This is a genomic window from Streptomyces mutomycini (assembly GCF_001700505.1).
GTDB lineage: Bacteria > Actinomycetota > Actinomycetes > Streptomycetales > Streptomycetaceae > Streptomyces > Streptomyces mutomycini.
This window is the reverse complement of the sequence record NZ_MAPV01000311.1, coordinates 1-1056: the sequence shown is the minus strand read 5'-3', so window position 1 is coordinate 1056 and position 1056 is coordinate 1. Positions and strand designations below refer to the sequence as shown.

Sequence of the window (1056 nt, the reverse complement as noted above, 5' to 3'; positions counted from 1 at the left end):
GGGACCCGTTCAACGTGACCGGTCCGCCCGGCTGTTGAGCGACCTGGTCGCCGCCCACGCCGATGACCCGACCCAGGACGGCGAGGCCCTCGTAGCGCTCGGGCGCCCTGTACAGCACTACGTCTCCACGGCGGACCTCACCCGCGTCGATCCGTTCGAGGAGGACGCGATCACCGATGGAGTACGTCGGCTCCATGGCACTGCCGGACACCTTCGCACCCGTATAGCCGGTTCCGAACACCACCACGGGTCCCACCAGCAGCAGTGAGCCGATGGCGCCCGCGGCCCAGGCGGTCCGTCGCAGCCCTTGTCCCGCCCGTTCCATACCTACCCCTCCGCACGTGTGTGCGAGGAGATTAGCGCACGTCACCCACGGCCGCGTCGGCGCGGCGAACGGCCGGTACCTCGCCCCCGAGATACCGGCCGGTTCCGTGCGGCGTGCCCCGTTCAGGCCGCCTTCTTCTTGAGTGACGTGAGGTGGGCGAAGACGACGACGTTGGCCGAGTAGCCGTTCTTCTTGTCGAAGCGTCCGCCGCATGTCAGGAGTCTGAGCTCCGGACGCCCGGTGGTGCCGTACACCTTGTCGTCGGGGAACTTGTCCTTCGTGTAGGTCTTCACCTCGTCGACGGTGAAAACGGCGATCCGCCGGTCCGCCCGGGTGACCTTCACGGTGTCACCGCGGCGCAGGACATTGAGATTGAGGAAGATCGCCGGCCCCGTCGCGGTGTCCCGGTGACCGACCAGGAGGGAGGTCCCCGCCTCCCCGGGGGACGGACCCTTCCCGTACCACCCCACCAGCTTGGGCTTGTTCAGCGGCGGGGCGCCGAGCCGGCCCTTCCTGTCCAGGGCGATGCCCGTGACCGGGGCCTCGATGAAGATCGCGGGGACGGCGACCTTCAGCGGACGGGAGTGCACCAGCGGCGCGTGCGAGGCAGGCACCTTCTCCTGCGGCTTGTGCGGTGCCCGCCGGAACGGCGGCGCCCCGCCGCCCGCGGCGTCGCTGCCGCGGGCGGCGGTGGCCGACGAGGCGTCCTCGGGCGAGTCCGAACTCGCCCA

The 1056-nt window shown here is 70.5% G+C and carries 2 protein-coding genes; both read right to left on the bottom strand.

Annotated features, from left to right (window positions below; translation table 11 throughout):
* Window positions 1–325, bottom strand: a 325-nt coding sequence (gene lepB / locus BFF76_RS30065; protein ID WP_065849490.1) for a signal peptidase I, incomplete at its 3' end; no start/stop codon positions are given.
* Window positions 326–447: 122 nt separating this feature from the next.
* A partial coding sequence (locus BFF76_RS30060; RefSeq protein ID WP_065849489.1) for a class F sortase occupies window positions 448–1056 on the bottom strand: 609 nt, incomplete at its 5' end.